The following is a 15,718-nucleotide window of genomic DNA, read 5'->3' as shown; positions in this document are numbered from 1 at the left end:
TTATCTCTTTTTACAGGCATGTTGTTGCGTCATTATTACAGAGAAAGAAGATCGAGAGAATGAATGGTTTCCTGAAATCCAAAAGGGTCGAAGGGGAAAACAGCGGCATGATTCATGAAGTAGCTTCTGTTTGTATCCTGGCGGGAAAGATATTGCTTCAGAGCGGGGCGGAGACATACCGGGTTGAAGATACAATGAACAGAATAGCAGGAAATTTTCTGGAAAAAGAAGCACAGAGCTTTGTCACACCAACCGGGATCATTTTTTCTATTGAAGCTCAGGATGTCACGAAAATGATTCGGATCAGACACCGGGGAACAAATCTTCGAAAGGTGACACGGGTGAACAGCCTGTCGCGGGAAGTTGATAAAGGATATCTTGGTTTATCTGAACTACATAGCCGGCTCAGGAAAATTGACCATTCTGATCGAGCTTATCCGATCTGGATGCAGATACTGGCAGCAGCAGTGGCCAGCAGCAGCTTTCTCCTGATGTTTCTTGGCAGGTGGGAAGATGTCATTCCTGCATTCATTGCCGGTGGCGCAGGTCAGGCAGGTATGATCTATTTTCACAGTCTGACAAGAATTAAATTTTTCTCTGAATTTATGTCTTCAATTATTGTGGGTTTGATTGCGGTGCTCAGTATCAGACTGGGGATAGGCGTGGAACTGAACAAGATCATTATTGGAGCAGTCATGCCCCTGGTACCGGGCGTTCCCATTACAAATGCGGTTCGGGATATCATGGCAGGAGATCTGATGTCCGGAATGTCAAAGACGGCAGAGGCCGGCCTCACTGCCTTTGCCATAGGCATTGGTGTTGCTTTCTGTCTGGCCCTGAACGGGGGCGCTTCACTATGATGTCTGCAACCGTGACATTTGTCGTTCAGTCGGTAACCAGTTTTCTTGCAACGTGCGGTTTTGGGATCATTTATAATATTCCCCGGAAACCCTTGATTCACGGTGGATTGATCGGTATGATTGCCTGGCTCATTTATTTTTTTGGGTATCAGTGGAATGGCAATGACTTTGCTGCAACCTTTGCTGCTTCCTTTGTTATTGCCTTACTCAGTCAGGTATTTGCACGGCTGTTTAAAAATCCTGTCATCGTCTACAGTGTTTCAGGAATCATTCCTCTCGTTCCCGGAGGGCTGACTTATACAGTGATGAAGCAGGCGGTCGGGGATCAGTATAATCTTGCGCTTCATCTCGCCGGGAAAGCATTGATCCTGTCAGGAGCTATTGCTATGGGCCTGATCTTTGCCGAGGTGGTCTATCAGATTTTCAAAAGGAACTATCGAAAAGTCCAAGCCAGGTCAGACAGAAGTATGACTGTAAGAAAATAGAACCAAATCCCGTAATTTCTGTAAAAAGGGTTGCTGTTTTGTTACTATATAATAAATAGTTCCTTTATCGCTTGCCCGGTTACTTAAGGAATGCGTAGAGGTCCAGGAGATGAATATATATTGAGGATTGTCTGTTTTGGTGATAGCGTGACGCGTGGGATCACCTGTGCCCGCGGAAGATTCAGGATTATCAAAGATAATTATCCGGCACTGCTGCAGCGTTTCCTCGGTGAGGATGATGAAGTGATCAACAAAGGTGTGTTTAATGATAACTCCGATCTTCTGGTGAAAAGACTGGATAAAGATGTCCTGCAGCTGCATCCGGATCTGGTGCTGATTAATATTGGGGGAAACGACTGCAACTTCAGATGGGATCAGGTTGCTCAGTTGCCTGATGAAGAGCACATTCCCATCGTACCCCTTGATCACTATTTATCGAATATCCGAGTGATAGTAGAAAGAATTGCCTCAGCAGGGGCAGTTCCTGTTATCCTCAGTCTGCTGCCACTTGATCCGGTACGCTATTATCGCTCACTGATGAAGCATTACAGTCACGCCATCGGTCACTGGATTGGATGGTGCGGAGGGATTGAACACTGGCACGGCATGTATAACCGTGCACTTAAGGATCTGGTAAAGAAGATCAATGTTCCTTGTGTGGATATCCGTTCAGCATTCAAATTAAAAGGAAATTTTTCCGATCTGATAAACGAGGATGGACTGCATCCAACCTCTAAAGGTTATCATGCGCTTGCAGAGATTATTTTCAGTAATATGCCACATTTGAAACGTGCGGTGCAGGTTCATGCATGAGCATAAAAAAAGAGAAGCCTGTGGGCTTCTCTTTTTTTATACGATAAGAAAGTACAAAATTTTTACAGGGAAAGGGCTCAGAAAAACTATTCCTGCTCTTTTTTCATTGCGGCTTTTAATGCATCTTCCAGACTGTTACTAAATGATCCATTTTTGTTATTTATTTTATTCATCAGTCGCCGTGTTTCACGTTTATTTATTTTTTTTCCGATGTTTTCTGCTTTTTCTACAATACCGCATGTCCGGCACTGGAAGTATGCACCTGCTTTGCCTTTGTGGATTTCCATCTTCTTGTGGCAGTGTGGACAACGGTGATTGGATAGCTTTGGATCCATTCTCTTTCGATAATGGCATGCCCTGTTGATGCAGATCAGGATGCGGCCGCCGTCCCTTGCTCGGGATTCTTTCATCGGTGATCCGCATTGCGGACATTTTTTTTTAGTCAGATTCTGTATTTTATACGTATTGTCGCTCGTTCGGACTTCCTGTACGAGCTGTTTTGTCTGATTTCTGATCTCTTTCATGAAGTGATCAGGATTTCCTGAGCCTCTGGCAATGTTCTCCAGTTCACGTTCCCATCTGGCAGTCAGATCCGGGGATTTAAGATCCGGGTTTACCAGTTGGATCAGTTGCTGTCCTTTTGATGTCGGAGCCAGACGGCCACCCGACTCTCTTCTGATCGATTCAGACTGAATCAGTTTTTCAATGATATCTGCACGTGTTGCCGGCGTCCCAAGCCCGAATTTTTCCATCTTTGTCAGGAGGTCTGCTTCTGAAAGCCTTGCCGGTGGCTCGGTCATTTTATGATGAATCAGGAGGTCGAGGACAGGCAGTTCGTCCCCCTGCTTTAACGTATCCGCAGGCTGATTGACTTCATTTCTGTGATTATGGGAAAGCACGGTAAAACCAGGATCTGTTTCCAGAGTCTGATTGATGACGAGTGTTTCTCCGCAAGAGCTGAGTTCTGCCCGCATCTGCATGTATGTCCGTTCAGGATAAAAAATGGATAGAAAACGTCTGATGATCAGATCATACACATGCACTTCATCTTCAGATAAATCCTGAATGAAAACCGGTTCTTCAGTTGGAATCAGCGCATGGTGATCGCCAACTTTACGATCATTAAAGACAAAAGAAGCCCGAACGTGCGTGTTTTTTTTGTGAAGAATCGGTCTGACTTCGCCACTATAGGCAGACAAAATAGCTTTTAGCCGCTCGCGCATTGTAGGCTCAATGTCTTTAGTCAGATAACGGGAATCTGTCCGCGGATAGGTCACAATTTTATATCGTTCATAAAGAACCTGAAGGATATTCAGTGTTTTTCGGGCCGAATAACCAAATTTTCTGTTTGCATCGCGCTGTAATTCGGTTAAATCGTAGAGAAGAGGCTGGCGTTCTGTTTTCTTCTTTGTCATGACATGCCGAACAGTGGCTTTCTTTCCGCTCAGTTTCTGAATGATTTTATTTGCCCGATCCTGATTCAGGATCCTCGTCTGACTGCCGTTCTGCCATGTCGCGGTAAAGCTTCCGACTGCTGCACTGATGGTCCAGAAGGGCTGTGGATGGAAGGCTTTAATTTTCTTCTCCTGATGAATAATCATGGAAAGAGTGGGAGTCTGAACCCGACCGGCAGACAGTGAATCATTGTATTTCGTCGTCAGAGCACGAGAAATATTCAGTCCGATCAGCCAGTCTGCTTCCGAACGGCAAACGGCCGACTTATAAAGGTTATTGTATGCCTCTGCCGGTTTCAGATTACGAAACCCTTCATGAATGGCTTTATCCGTCTGTGACGAAATCCACAGTCGTCTGACAGGCTTACGCCAGTGGATTTTTTCAATGATCCATCGGGCAACAAGTTCGCCTTCACGCCCTGCATCGGTCGCAATCACCAGATCCTTCAGATCGGCTCTTCCTGAAAGCTTTTTTATAGCATGGAACTGGGCACTCGTTTGCCTGATGGGCTTTGTTTCCATTTTTTTCGGTATAACAGGCAGGTCTTCCAGACGCCATGTTTTATATCTTATATCGTACTCCTCCGGCATTTTCAGCTCAATCAGGTGGCCGAGTGCCCAGGTCACGAGGTAACGGTCACCTTCAATGAAATGCTTATTGACACGCTGACATTTGAGCACGCGGGCCATATCACGCGCGACACTCGGTTTTTCAGCCAGGATGAGTGTTTTCAACATATTTTACAGTCCTTTCTGTTTCGTAGGAGATCCTCTCCATTATATCGGACTGGTGAGAAAGTTTCAGCCGGGAGAAATCTAAAGGTCAAAAAAGGTCAAATATAACATTGACCTTATTTGACCAATAGGCTATAATAAGAATGTAAAGAGATGGCAATGATAAAGAGGTTAAAAGATAGGGCTATGAAAAATGAATCATATGACCTATCGACATTCAAGGAGGAATGTATGATGGCAAATCTGTATCCAACAAAAAGAAATCATGATGGGTTCTTTGATTTCCTGCCTTCCTGGTTTGACGAATGGGGACGTAATTTTATGAGAACACCGGGTATTCAGTCTTTTGCGGCCGATGTTGCGGAGAAGAAGGATGAATACAGTGTAAAAGTCGATCTGCCGGGGTTTAGTAAAGACAATATTCATCTTGATTTCGATCAGGGTGTACTGACCATTGAGGCGTCGCGTACCCGTGAATCGAACGAAAAAGCAGAGGATGGAAGCTTTATCCGTCAGGAACGTTCTTCCGGCTCATATGCCCGGAAATTCGCCCTGGATAATGTTGACGATGAAAAAATTAAAGCCTCTTTTAAGGATGGGGTTCTCACTGTCATACTTCCTAAAAGGGAAGTATCTGGCAGGAAAAATAAACAGATCTCCATTGATTAAGCTTAAATTTAAAAAAAGGGAAAAATCCATTTGGATTTTTCCCTTTTTTTATTTACTAAAATGAAATTAGATTATATAATGAGAGCATTGATTTGTTGGAGGAGGATGAGTGTCATGAAAATTCAGATAAACGTGGGTACAGGTGCCCATAGAATGAAGATATTTGGTGATAAGCTGACACTCATCTCTTTTCCACTGCCCGGATAACAGATAAACGTAACTGTAGCTGTATTTGTCAGATACTGTTTATTTCCCGCAGAAGAAGAGGGTTAGTTCTTCTCCTGCGGTTTTTTTGTGTGTAAATGTTTAAAGGGCGTTTCAGGAGGGGTGTTGCATTGCGAATATTTATTGATTTATGGTGGTTTTTTAAACAGGAAAAATATAAATATCTGTTTGGAATCCTGTTCCTCATGGCTTCCAGTTTCCTGTCCCTGATCCCGCCATATGTCGTCGGAATCGTTGTTGACGATATGAAAAACGGAAGTCTGACTCCGATCATGCTCGTAAAGTGGATCCTTTTTCTGGTCCTTGTCGGGGTTGTTTATTATTTCACAGGCTATATCTGGAGGCAGCTGATCTTTGGTTCATCCATCATTCTGGCTAACCAGCTGCGTAATGATCTGTATAAACATTTCACCAGATTATCTCCAAACTTTTATCAGAAAAGGAGAATTGGTGACCTGATGGCACACGCGACAAATGATATTAATGCCGTGCAGGGTGCCGCAGGAGAAGGAATTCTGACCCTTGTCGATTCACTGACTATGGGAGCCATGGTGATTGTTACCATGTCCGTACTGATCAGCTGGAAACTGACGATCATCGCTTTATTGCCCATGCCGGTCATGGTTGTCCTGACCATGTATTATGGTTCACAGCTACATAAACGGTTCGGGTCTGCACAGGAGGCTTTCTCAGGCCTGAATGACAAAGTGCAGGAAAATGTATCGGGAGTTCGCGTAATCAAAGCATTCGGTGAAGAAAAAGCACAAATCAATATGTTTCGTAAAGCATCCAAAGATGTGGTGAATAAAAATCTGGCTGTTGCCAGAATTGACTCGCTGTTTGATCCGACAATTACATTCATTGTGGCACTGTGCTTTTTTCTCGCGCTGGCATTTGGATCCGGGTTCGTGATTAACGGTACACTGACCATAGGTCTGTTAACCAGTTTTACACTCTATCTTGGTCGGATGGTCTGGCCCATGCTTGCTTTTGGGTTTCTCTTTAATGTTGTCGAGCGTGGAAGTGCATCTTACGACCGGATCAGGCGCCTGCTTGCGGTCAAACCGGAAATAACGGATATTGAAGGGGCTTCAGCCGTTGTCCCAACCGGTGATATCCGATATGACATTCAGTCGTTCCGATATCCCGGAAACGATCGTCCCGCATTAAACCGGATAAAGTTCTCCCTGAAGCAGGGGGAGACGCTGGGCATCGTGGGTAAAACCGGTGCAGGGAAAACAACGATGCTCCGTTTACTGCTGCGGGAATTCGATCTGCAGAATGGCAGTATTGAAATTGGCGGCGTACCCATCCGAAATGTGACACTTAATGCATTAAGAAGTGCAATCGGTTATGTCCCTCAGGATCATATCCTGTTTTCAGCGACTATTGCTGAGAACATCGCTTTTGCCAGGCCGGAGGCAACACAAGCCGAAGTCGAACATGCGGCAAAATTAGCCAATATTCATGATGATATTCTGAATTTTCCCGATGGCTATAAAACGGTGGTCGGTGAACGTGGCGTCACTCTGTCCGGGGGGCAGAAACAACGCGTCTCCATTGCCCGTGCACTCCTCGCAGATCCGGAAATTCTGATTTTTGATGATTCATTATCCGCTGTCGATGCACGAACGGAAGTAGCTATTCTACAGGCACTGAAAAAAGAACGTAAAAACAAGACCACATTGATATCTGCTCACCGGCTCAGTGCAGTGGAACATGCGGATCTGATTATTGTCTTAAGTGAGGGGTCTATCACTGAACACGGTAATCATGAGGAATTGTTAGAACAGGGCGGCTGGTATGCAGAAATGTATGCTCACCAGCAGCTTGAATCACAGGTAACAGAAGGGGGGAAATCAGATGAGAGCTGAGCTCGTCCGGCAACAGAAGCATCGGGCAGATAAACATGTGATGAGGCGCCTGATTGCGTATCTTATGGATTTTAAAAAAAGTCTGGCACTAGCATTCGGGATGCTGCTCATCGCTACTGCAGCCGATGTTTTTGGCCCGATTATCATGAAAATATTTATTGATGATTATTTGACGCCGCGCCACTTTCCCTGGGGACCACTCACGCTTCTCGCGGCAGGATTTATTGGATTATATGCCATTTCCGCCCTGTTTAACTATTTTCAGCTTCTCTCTTTTCAGAAGATTGCACTGAATGTAATTCAAAAAATGCGAGTAGACGTTTTCAGTAAAGTTCAGTATCTAGGGCTGACCTTCTTTGATCAGACTCCAGGCGGAAGTCTTGTCTCACGAATCACTAATGATACGGAAGCGATCAAGGAGCTTTATGTCAGTGTGCTCTCCGCATTCATCAGCAGCGGGATCATGATCATCGGTATTTTTGTCGGGATGTTTATCCTCGATGTACGGCTGGCACTCATCTGCCTGATCTTAATGCCGTTCCTGACAGGACTCACATGGATATATGGGAAACTGAGTTCGAAAGTCTATCGAACGACTCGCGTCAAGCTCAGCCAACTGAATGCAAAACTTAATGAATCCCTCCAGGGTATGGCCATGATTCAGGCGATGCGTCAGGAGAGAAGACTGCGCCGGGAATTTGGAAAGATTAACGCCGACCATAAATCAGCCATGCTGAAAAGTGTTCGCCTGAATGCTTTGATGCTTCGCTCCGCCGTGTATTCCGTTTATCTGATCGGACTGATGATGATCCTCAGTTTCTTTGGCATTCAGTCATTTGACCATGTTGTTCAAATTGGCGTTTTATATGCCTTTATAAATTATCTTGATCGATTCTTTGATCCGGTCAATACGATCATGCAGCAGTTAAACATTTTCCAGCAGGCACTTGTTTCGGCTGAACGTGTTTTCGGGCTGCTTGATGATGACCGAATGGCTCCGGTACAAATAGGAACCGAATCTCCTTCGATCAGAGAGGGTAAAGTAGAATTTCGACATGTCACGTTCTCTTATGATGGTACAACGGACATATTGAAAAATATTACTTTTACAGCGAATCCTGGTGAAACGGTTGCGCTGGTCGGACATACCGGGAGCGGGAAAAGCTCCATCATCAATCTGTTGATGCGCTTTTATCCTGTCATACATGGTGATATATATATCGATGGAAAGCCATTACCCACTTTTTCGGACAATGAACTGCGCAACAGGATTGGTCTGGTTCTTCAGGATTCGTTCATGTTCGTGGGTGATGTTGCCGACAACATCAGGCTCAGTCATCAGGTTTCTGATGATGCAGTGAAAAAGGCAGCAAAATTCGTTCAGGCGGATCAGTTTATTGAAAAACTCCCGGACAAATATCATGAAGTAATCGGAGAAAGAGGAGCGACATTCTCAAGCGGACAACGACAGCTGCTCTCCTTTGCCCGGACAATGGCCCTCAATCCGAAGATCCTGGTGCTTGACGAAGCAACTGCGAGTGTGGATACAGAAACGGAAGAAGCGATTCAATCTGCTCTGGAAAAAATGCGCAGAGGGAGAACAACAATTGCGATTGCACACCGCCTTTCCACTATTCAGGACGCGGATCAGATTCTTGTCCTTCACCAGGGTGAAATTGTGGAGCGGGGGACTCACCAGTCTTTATTGAAGGAGAAAGGGCTCTATTATAAGATGTATCAGTTACAGCACGGTCGGATGGCAAAGGGGACTTCGCTGATGCAATGATTCAAATTCTGCGCATCAGGGTTGTTCACCAGAAAGAGGCTTTCCCAAACAAACAGGAAAGCCTCTTTTTATGCGATAAAACCTGTAACATTCTATGGACGATGGTGTACGTGCAACTGAGGATCAGCCAACAGAGGTCCGGCTTTTGCAGGCTTTTCTTCAACATACCGGCATTTTTTACCTTCTCTCAACATCAGGAATGACCTATAATAAAAAGGAAATAGTGCGCAGAGAAAATGAGCAAGGAGTGATTGTTAACGATGACAAAACAGATTGTTTCGATCAAAGTTCCCATGAAATCCATGAGTGCTCTCACCCTGAGGCATGCACTTCGCCTGTATGAGATTATCAGGAAAAGTGAATGTACCGCGTATTTTTCATCAGGAGATAAAACTATTTCTATAAATGATTTACCCAAAACTATTCGTGATTTATCGATGATTAAAAGTAAAGAAATTCTTCTCGTCATTGAAGGAGAAAATGCCGATCTTTTATATCAGAAGATCAAGGGTTCCATTAAAATATCTGAAGAAAATGCAAGAGAAAATCCGGGACTGTACCGACAGGAAAAATGACATGAAACAGAAAGGAAAGCGGGGATGAACGCATTGTCCCGCTTTCCTTTGCTTATATTTTTAAAAAAGTATGAATTTTTTCCAGGAATGTCATCAGAAAACAAGGACTCGGATACTCCCGGTCGGTCCTTTTTTCTTCAAATATGATGATCACGTGAGCGCCTGCGATCCCCTGAATCATTTGACTCCTGCTTTTCACGATCTGTAAACCGTTTTTCTTCAGCCGCATCAAATACTATCCGTGAACGGTCTGTAGCCAGATCAATGCCTTCCTCCTTCAGTATATTCAAAATGGATAAATTATACTTTTCTTTTGACTCCATCCATACTTTAAAGTCCGGAGTTTTTACATAAAAGTGTACCATCAGTTTAATACCGGAAGAAGTAATCTGGTCCAGATAAACCATTACATCTTCCGGATCTACTAACGTATCCTGAATGAGCATCTTTCGTATACGGCGAATACAAAGATCGACCTTCTTTTCCTGCGTTTCAAGATCAAGAGGAATGGTCAGATATACCCGACGTTTTCCGATCTTCGACAGGTTCGTGATCGGCTGATTGGCCAGCGTGGAATTAGGCACCGTGACAAGTGCCTGATCCAGTGTTCTGATCCGGGTTGACCTGAAATTAATATCTTCAACAAATCCCTCGATATTACCCGAATGGATCAGGTCACCTATGGTAAATGGGGCGTCGGTAATAATGACGAAACCGCCGAACAGGTTACTGAGCGTGTCCTTGGCAGCCATCGCAACAGCCAGCCCCCCTATACCGAGGCCGGTAATCAGACCGGTCACATGATAATTCCACTGATCAAGAATCATGAACAGGGTCATAACAACAACAAGAAATTTGGCGATTCTGGACAGGAACGGGATGACAATATCATTGAACTGAAGATCGTATCGCGTTCCCATGTGATTGAAAAAAATTCCGATCGATCCGGAAAGGATATAGAAACCCCATCCAATAGAAAAAGTGGCGATCGATTTGTAAAAAAGAGAGAAAAGCGTTCGCCAGTTTCGTGGTACAGGAAGGAAGGAGAGGGCAAGAAAGATTCCTGTAGTGATTAAAATAAGAACAACGGGTTTCCGTAAAGCTGAAATCAGCTTATCATCGATTTTACCACGACTCAGCTTTGTTAATAAATTTGGGATGTATTTTTGCAGTATAAATACCATGATAAAAAATACAAGAATAATGGAGCAGGAAATGATGCCGTCCATTAACGTAATTTTCCCCATCCACTCCAGACTTTCCATGTGGTTCACCTCATCAGTCTTCTCAATAAGAATATCTTAGCACGATCAGGTATCAGATTCATAATAATTTATGGCCGGGTATTCTGCTGTAAGTAAAGACCAGCTGTAAAAATGATATTGACATCATCAGCCTAACTGTATATATTGAACATATACAGTATATACGATAGGTGTTGCCTATGGATATTATTCTCAGCCATACAACAGATCAGCCGATCTATCGGCAGATTAAAGAGCAGATCACAGCTCAGATTCTGAATGGGCAGATGCTTGATCATCAGCCGCTTCCCTCAATCCGGATCCTCGCAAAAACATTGAAAGTCAGTGTCATCACGACAAAAAGAGCCTATGAAGAACTGGAAAAGGAGGGATATATCTTTACCATTCCGGGTAAGGGCTCGTTCATCAGCCGACAGGATAAGGATCAATTACGTAAAAAAAAGCTGAGTGAGGTCAGAGCACGGCTGAGTGAAATCGTGCGAGACTGCGAATCCTTCAACATTGATAAGGAACAGCTCGTCAGGATGATCAGAGAAATGAAGAGGTGAATGAAAATGGAGAATATTTTAGAACTAAGCCAGGTGAACAAATCATTCAAAGATTTTGCACTTCGTGATGTCAGCTTTTCTCTGAAAAAGGGATTCATCATGGGTTTCATTGGACCGAATGGAGCTGGCAAGAGTACGACTATTCGCTGCATCATGGATCTGATGCATATCGACAGCGGCGAAATCCGTCTGTTCGGAGAACCCATGGACCGTAATATGAAGGGGATAAAAGACAGAATCGGTTTTGTGTATGATCAGGATGTGTTTTTTGAGCATCTGACAGCAGATAAAAATAAAAAAGTGATCGCACCTTTTTACACGCAATGGGATGATCAGCTTTTTTATCATTATATCGACAAGTTCGATGTCCCGCTGGACAAAAAGATGAAAGATTTTTCAAAAGGAACAAAGATGAAGTTCGCCCTGGCGATCGCATTGTCCCATCATGCGGAACTGATTATTATGGATGAGCCGACGTCCGGTCTGGATCCGGTGTTCAGAAGGGAGCTTCTTGATGTCCTGATGGAGGTGATTCAGGATGAAAATAAAGCCATTTTCTTCTCGACGCATATCACGACTGATCTGGAGAAGGTCGCTGATTATATCACCTTTATTCTTGATGGGAAGATTGCAGCCAGTATGGAGACCGATGAACTGCTTGAATCCTATTTACTTGTTAAAGGACCGAAAAACGCTGCTTCCGATGTTCTCTCCTGTAAACCGATTGCCTTCAACAAAACGCCACTTGGTTTTGAAGCCTTTATTGAAACGGCGACAGCTCAATCACTGGTTTCAAAATCAAATATTCACCTTGAGCGGCCAAACCTTGAAGAAATCATGTACTATCTGGTGAAAAAAGAGAAGAATAAACCTTCTTTATGGATGAGTGAGGAAAATTAGTGTGTTTCCCTTCGTGATGAAACGGTTGGGGATGTGTCGTACGGCTTGTCTGATCAGTTATCATTACGGCTATAAATTATTGTTATGGAGGCGTACAGGATGTTTCATCTGATGGTAAAAGATATATACACACAAAGAGTGTCAGCTTATCTGGCACCGCTCCTGCTTTTGCTCTATTTTATTACTGCAGGAAATGACGTAACCGGATCGGAATTTATGGGTATCGTGTTATGCGGCACAGGGATTGGTTTTATCGCCTACTATATGATCATAGCCTCTAACTTTAATACGAATGAAGGGGATAAGTGGAATAATCGACTGCTGATCAGTCTGCCTGTCACCCGGCGATCAATGATTCTCTCCAAATATTTGATGATTTTGATCTGGTGGGTGTTCGCTTATATCAGCAGTACGGTGCTTATTCTGTTGCTCAACTCTATTTTGAATTTTCATCTTCTAAACCCTCTGAGCATTGAAACGGGGATTATGTCGCTCTGTTTGAGCATTTTCCTTTCATCGATTTTTTATCCGATTTTCTTCAGGTTTGGATACAGGGTGGCGTCCATGGTCGGAATCGGCCTTTTCTTTGCGATAATGATTGCAACAGGGACATTTATTTCCTGGCAGAAAATGAACTTGCAGAAGTCTGTTCCGGAAGTGATTCGCTTTTCTTTCGATCACCCAGTGATACCCTTGATCATTCTGACCCTTCTCGTGTCTCTTATTTCGTACTTCTTGTCCACTCATATTTTCGAAAAAAAAGAGTTCTGAGCACACTTATGGTAAAATAAGGGTGGACAGACACAGGATGGAGCTCGGGAGGAGAAGTGATTATGCCGGTTAATCTGGATAACGAGACAGGATTGCTTGTAAAGAATATGAAACGTGTTTCACATGCGCTGAGAATGGTACAGGCAAACCTGTTACTGAACATAGCCTCTCAATATACTGCGGCAGGTCGTCTCTTTGAAAAAGATGAATTTACAACGAGAGATAGTAAATTAAAAAAGGAATCAGGCTGGTTCAGCGTTCTGACCAGGGATATACGATATTGCATCAGCGCGATGTTAATCCTTCAAAACAATGGAGAAACAGAAACAAAGTCTTTCTTCGAGATGTATCGGAAGCTGATTCATTCCGGTTTTTCAAGATCGCAGCAGACCTATCTCGCAGCCGCATGTCTTACCTGTTCATCAGACAGTCAGCTTCAGGATGTTCCGGGGAGGGCGGACCAGATATACCAGCTGCTAAAAAAAAGACATTTTGTCCTGACGCAGAAGAGCGATGTGACGCTTGTCGTTCTTCTTGCTCAACTTAATGAAAACGCATCGATCCTTGTCGAACGTGAAGAACACTATTTTTCTGCCCTTCAGCAGCTTGGTTTCAGAAAAAATAATGCTCTTCAAAGTCTTGCCTGTATGTTTGCATCTTTATTCGATCACTATAATCGGCAGGTCGTTGAAAAATGCGCATCTATAAAAGATCTGATCTCAGACCATCATATCCGGCTTCGCTCAGACTGTTATCCGGTATACGGACTGCTTGCACTGTGTGAAGAGACACATCATACGGTAATTGAGGTCCTGAACCTGACTGAAAAACTGAAAAAAGAAAAACTCAGCATGTTTATTGATAAAAATTTATACTTCATGACAGCGTCGTATCTTTATATCTGTGCGCTCATGAATGAAAAGGGCACAAACCAAAAAGCAGATACCGGACTGATTGTTTTGGCTGACCATCTGATCCGTGTTCAGGAAGCGGTGACGGCCGCTTCCCTTTCGGCCTCTGCCGGTGTTATCGCTGCTTCTTCGAACGGAGGAAATCAATAAAGTGAAACGTCAAGAGTAAGGGGGGGCTTCGTCTCTCACTGATTGTTCGTTAAACCCATCGGGCATGCAGGGCGGTTATCCCCCGCTCGGGCATGTTCGTTTACCCTTATGATCCCTGAGGGGGATGCTGCCCGTTCATGCGGGATGAAAGAAGATTGTTTCTCAATCTGAAGAAGAGTAAACTATATAAAAGTAACAGAAGATAAACTAAGCGTTTGAAACTTTGCAGGCACTCTATACGTATGATAAAGAAGTAAGAGGGAGTGACTTTTTTTATGGCTAAAAATTATGACCTGGTACTATTAGGAGGTGGCACCGGCGGTTATGTCGCTGCTATCCGTGCCAGCCAGCTCGGATTAAAAACAGCGATTGTCGAAAAAGACGCACTCGGCGGCACCTGCCTGCACAAAGGCTGCATCCCTGCAAAAGCTCTGCTGCGGAGCGCGGAGGTTTATGCAACGATTAAAAACGCAGGTTCATACGGTGTGGACGTACCAGAATCTATCCTTTGCTTTTCCCGGATTCAGGAGCGAAAACATCAGATCATTGAGAAACTTCACAAAGGGGTTCAGCAACTGATGAAAAAGGGAAAAATAGATGTATTCACCGGCTACGGGCGTATGCTGGGACCGTCTATTTTTTCCCCGCTTTCGGGATCGATTTCTGTTGCATACAACGATGACCGGGAAAATGAAATTCTGACCTCAAAGAACGTCATTATTGCAACTGGGTCACGTCCACGCCCACTGAAAGGACTTGACATGGATGGTGAAAGGATTCTGACTTCTGATGATGCGCTTGAACTTAAATCCTGTCCTGAATCCATCATGATCATCGGCGGTGGGGCTATCGGAGCAGAGTGGGCATCGATGCTCGCCGATTTTGGTGCAGAGGTGACCGTGATTGAATATACTGACCATCTCGTCCCAACTGAAGATGATGATGTTTCACGGGCTCTGGAGAGAAATTTCAAAAGGCGGGGGATTCATGTTGTGACTGGCGCAAAGCTTTTGCCGGAAACATTAAAGATAACAAATGATCTATCTGTAAAAGCTGAAGTGGATGGCAGGCAGGAAGCATTCCATGCGGAAAAGATGCTTGTTTCTGTTGGCCGGATCCCAAATACAGAAGATATAGGACTGGAAAATACTTCCATTGAGACGGATAAAGGGTATATTCAAACGAACAGCTGCGGTCAGACTAAAGAGTCCCATATTTATGCGATCGGCGATGTCATCGGCGGGCTTCAGCTGGCGCATGTCGCAGCGCGTGAAGGAATGATTGCCGTGGAACACCTTTCGGGCCGTCAGCCGACTCTGCTTGATCCACTGCTTGTTCCAAAGTGCATTTATACCCGTCCTGAAGCGGCCTCAATCGGCATGACAGAAGCGGAGGCAAAAGAAGGACATGTCATTAAAACGGGCAAAGTTCCATTCGGGGCAATTGGCAAAGCCCTGGTTTATGGTGAGTCGGAAGGGTTCGCCAAAATTATCGCAGATAAAGAGAACAACGACATTCTTGGCGTCCATATCTTTGGGCCGCACGCAACGGATCTAATCTCCGAAGCTTCTCTTGCCCGACTATTGGACGCAACACCATGGGAACTCTCAGAAACCATTCACCCGCACCCGACTTTGTCGGAGATTATCGGAGAAGCGGCTCTTGCCGCAGATGGGAAGGCGATTCATATATGATTC

General features: G+C 44.3%; 14 protein-coding genes. 12 read left to right on the top strand and 2 right to left on the bottom strand.

Annotated elements, in window-relative coordinates; genetic code table 11:
* Nucleotides 1-59 precede the first annotated feature (59 nt).
* The 3 genes from ABNN70_RS11985 (at nt 60) to ABNN70_RS11975 (ending at nt 2,158) form a co-directional block, all read left to right on the top strand.
* A complete protein-coding gene (locus tag ABNN70_RS11985) occupies nt 60-860 on the top strand; it encodes a threonine/serine exporter family protein (protein WP_353947919.1) in 801 nt (266 codons plus the stop codon).
* Nucleotides 860-1,345, top strand: coding sequence for a threonine/serine exporter family protein (locus tag ABNN70_RS11980; protein ID WP_129929075.1), 486 nt, complete (start codon nt 860-862; stop codon nt 1,343-1,345). The genes ABNN70_RS11985 and ABNN70_RS11980 overlap by 1 nt, the downstream gene beginning before the upstream one ends.
* Nucleotides 1,346-1,465: 120 nt before the next feature.
* The gene (locus ABNN70_RS11975) at nt 1,466-2,158 is read left to right on the top strand and encodes a GDSL-type esterase/lipase family protein (RefSeq protein ID WP_129928871.1); all 693 of its coding nucleotides are present in this window, start codon (nt 1,466-1,468) and stop codon (nt 2,156-2,158) included.
* Nucleotides 2,159-2,244: 86 nt separating this feature from the next.
* Here ABNN70_RS11975 and ABNN70_RS11970 read toward each other — a convergent pair whose 3' ends face one another.
* Nucleotides 2,245-4,347, bottom strand: a complete 2,103-nt coding sequence (locus tag ABNN70_RS11970) for a DNA topoisomerase III (protein WP_353949431.1) — start codon at nt 4,345-4,347, stop codon at nt 2,245-2,247.
* Nucleotides 4,348-4,581: 234 nt separating this feature from the next.
* Here ABNN70_RS11970 and ABNN70_RS11965 point away from each other — a divergent pair, with 234 nt between their 5' ends.
* From ABNN70_RS11965 to ABNN70_RS11950, 4 genes are all read left to right on the top strand, one after another.
* Nucleotides 4,582-5,016 carry an Hsp20/alpha crystallin family protein gene (locus ABNN70_RS11965; protein WP_129928873.1) on the top strand — a complete coding sequence of 145 codons (435 nt, stop codon included), beginning with the start codon at nt 4,582-4,584 and terminating at the stop codon, nt 5,014-5,016.
* Between the two features lie 335 nt (nt 5,017-5,351).
* Nucleotides 5,352-7,115 carry an ABC transporter transmembrane domain-containing protein gene (locus ABNN70_RS11960; RefSeq protein ID WP_353947918.1) on the top strand — a complete coding sequence of 588 codons (1,764 nt, stop codon included), beginning with the start codon at nt 5,352-5,354 and terminating at the stop codon, nt 7,113-7,115.
* Nucleotides 7,105-8,901, top strand: a complete 1,797-nt coding sequence (locus ABNN70_RS11955) for an ABC transporter transmembrane domain-containing protein (RefSeq protein ID WP_353947917.1) — start codon at nt 7,105-7,107, stop codon at nt 8,899-8,901. The genes ABNN70_RS11960 and ABNN70_RS11955 overlap by 11 nt, the downstream gene beginning before the upstream one ends.
* A 260-nt stretch (nt 8,902-9,161) precedes the next feature.
* A complete protein-coding gene (locus tag ABNN70_RS11950) occupies nt 9,162-9,476 on the top strand; it encodes a hypothetical protein (protein ID WP_129928876.1) in 315 nt (104 codons plus the stop codon).
* A gap of 137 nt (nt 9,477-9,613) precedes the next feature.
* Here the strand turns inward: ABNN70_RS11950 and ABNN70_RS11945 are convergent, their stop codons facing one another.
* Nucleotides 9,614-10,741 (bottom strand): mechanosensitive ion channel family protein, encoded by a 1,128-nt coding sequence (locus tag ABNN70_RS11945; protein ID WP_353947916.1) that lies wholly within the window; start codon nt 10,739-10,741, stop codon nt 9,614-9,616.
* 179 nt (nt 10,742-10,920) lie between these two features.
* On the opposite strand from ABNN70_RS11945, the gene ABNN70_RS11940 reads away from it, so the two are divergent.
* The 5 genes from ABNN70_RS11940 to lpdA all read left to right on the top strand — a co-directional run bounded on the left by ABNN70_RS11940 (nt 10,921) and on the right by lpdA (nt 15,715).
* On the top strand, nt 10,921-11,289 hold the full coding sequence (locus tag ABNN70_RS11940) for a GntR family transcriptional regulator (RefSeq protein WP_353947915.1): 369 nt from the start codon (nt 10,921-10,923) through the stop codon (nt 11,287-11,289).
* 6 nt (nt 11,290-11,295) lie between these two features.
* Complete coding sequence (locus ABNN70_RS11935) at nt 11,296-12,189, top strand: ABC transporter ATP-binding protein (RefSeq protein WP_353947914.1); 894 nt, start codon at nt 11,296-11,298, stop codon at nt 12,187-12,189.
* Nucleotides 12,190-12,288: 99 nt separating this feature from the next.
* A complete protein-coding gene (locus tag ABNN70_RS11930; RefSeq protein WP_353947913.1) occupies nt 12,289-12,960 on the top strand; it encodes an ABC-2 transporter permease in 672 nt (223 codons plus the stop codon).
* A gap of 62 nt (nt 12,961-13,022) precedes the next feature.
* Nucleotides 13,023-14,021 carry a DUF4003 family protein gene (locus ABNN70_RS11925; protein WP_353947912.1) on the top strand — a complete coding sequence of 333 codons (999 nt, stop codon included), beginning with the start codon at nt 13,023-13,025 and terminating at the stop codon, nt 14,019-14,021.
* 275 nt (nt 14,022-14,296) lie between these two features.
* The gene (gene lpdA, locus ABNN70_RS11920; RefSeq protein ID WP_129928882.1) at nt 14,297-15,715 is read left to right on the top strand and encodes a dihydrolipoyl dehydrogenase; all 1,419 of its coding nucleotides are present in this window, start codon (nt 14,297-14,299) and stop codon (nt 15,713-15,715) included.
* The last annotated feature ends 3 nt before the right edge of the window (nt 15,716-15,718 follow it).

This window comes from Sporolactobacillus sp. Y61, assembly GCF_040529185.1.
In the GTDB taxonomy this organism is placed as follows: domain Bacteria; phylum Bacillota; class Bacilli; order Bacillales; family Sporolactobacillaceae; genus Sporolactobacillus.
The sequence above is the reverse complement of the archived record's forward strand: the minus strand, read 5'-3'. Positions and strand labels throughout refer to the sequence as shown.